Source organism: Priestia sp. BR_2 (assembly GCF_041954005.1).
In the GTDB taxonomy this organism is placed as follows: Bacteria; Bacillota; Bacilli; order Paenibacillales; family Paenibacillaceae; genus Paenibacillus_AQ; species Paenibacillus_AQ lautus_A.
Genome location: NZ_JAVFHM010000181.1, coordinates 1 through 1,450 on the forward strand (window position 1 = coordinate 1; position 1,450 = coordinate 1,450).

At 35.6% G+C, this 1,450-nt stretch carries 2 protein-coding genes; both read right to left on the reverse strand.

Translation table 11 applies throughout. The annotated features are described in order from the left end of the window. Positions 1-327 precede the first annotated feature (327 nt). Positions 328-693, reverse strand: a complete 366-nt coding sequence (locus RB298_RS08690; RefSeq protein WP_486046816.1) for a CBO0543 family protein — start codon at positions 691-693, stop codon at positions 328-330. 172 nt (positions 694-865) lie between these two features. Then, complete coding sequence (locus RB298_RS08695; protein WP_328236186.1) at positions 866-1,324, reverse strand: hypothetical protein; 459 nt, start codon at positions 1,322-1,324, stop codon at positions 866-868. Positions 1,325-1,450 lie beyond the last annotated feature (126 nt).

Consider the following 1,450-nt stretch of genomic DNA (forward strand, 5'->3'; position numbering starts at 1 on the left):
CTTGCATAGTATGGGCGAATGGAGCAAACAATATTTAAAAAGTAAATAAACAAGGATATTGCTCACGATAGAAAAGAAGAGCCTATTTTATTTCTAAAGAACATCGAAATTAGATTGTATGTAATATACCATCTTAGTTAACATAATTTACTTTATCGGTAGAAATAAAATCGCATTACTTCAAGTTAAAGTGATGCTTCCGAGCGTTTAAACACAGTTCTTCTATAAACGAACTTTAGTAGCTTTTATTAGTGTCTTAATCTAATTGATAATTTCAACCAGCCATTTAGCTTATGACATCTATATTAGAAACGCTATTAACTCTCTCTATCCATATTTTCTTTCTATTTTATCAACCAGCCATTTTACAAATACGCCCATTGCTAAATAAATCGGGAAGGAATACCAGTATTCCCAACGCATCATTTTATACATACTCAATTGAACGAAAATCGGCTCGGCAATAAAAGAGGCAAACAGACAAAATCCTATAGTGGCAAAAAAATAGCTCTTCCACGATCTAAAATATTGGTATAACAGCATGTAAGAGGTCGGTATCACAGCCAAGTCTACTGTATTCAATCGGGTTGTAAAGTATACAAGCTGATAAGGATAAAACCATGCCGCAACAGAAAGGCCCGTATCATCCATGACAACAGCCATCATACTCGTAATCAAACCGACTATTAAAATCCCTTTTAACCTTTTTTATCAACAACGAGTAACCAAATGATCCAAAGAATGACGGTAGTGGCTACGAGAATCCACCATTGATAAGAAAATAAGATGTTTTCAAAAAAATATTCTTTCTGTAGATTGGCAAATTGCTTTTGAATTTGCATACGTTCATCTATTTGTTTCACCCTTAATCACTAACCTTTGCAACGCCTAAGGCAAAATGATTCCAAAGAAGCCGTTCTGTCATTTCTGCTCGGTCTTGATCACATTGAATGACGACAAAAACCTCTGTGCTTCTTCCTTTTATTATTTCCTGTTGGTTTCGTCTTTTATTAATGAAAAGATCAATGAGAAAACCGATTAGAAAACCACCAGCAGCACCAATTAGTCCCCATATAATTGGACCCCAGGTAGCTATAAAACCATAGGAAGCTCCGAATACGGAAAAAACAACAGCAAGAGAAGCGCCCAGGTCAAATAGGCTGACGCCATCTGATTTATGAATGGCGTCGAATAGTTTTCTTTCTTCGGTTCTTTTATCAAGGGGAACGGCAAGGATTTGTTCTTTTGGAATCCCATTCTCTTCAAGAGCAGTCAGGACTAATTCCAGATACACTGAGCGATCAAAGGATGCGATGATATTCATGTTCATCACACTCGCATTTCTTTGAGGATTTTTTTAGCTTTTTGCATCTGATAATGGCTCTTTAAAAACTGAGATTGTTCTTTATCAAATAATTTATTGTTTTCTACTGTATTGGTGTAAGCATCA

Coding starts and splice junctions, on each gene's coding strand:
- RB298_RS08695 (WP_328236186.1), bottom strand. CDS start 1,324: ATGAATATCATCGCATCCTTTGATCGCTCAGTGTATCTGGAATTAGTC.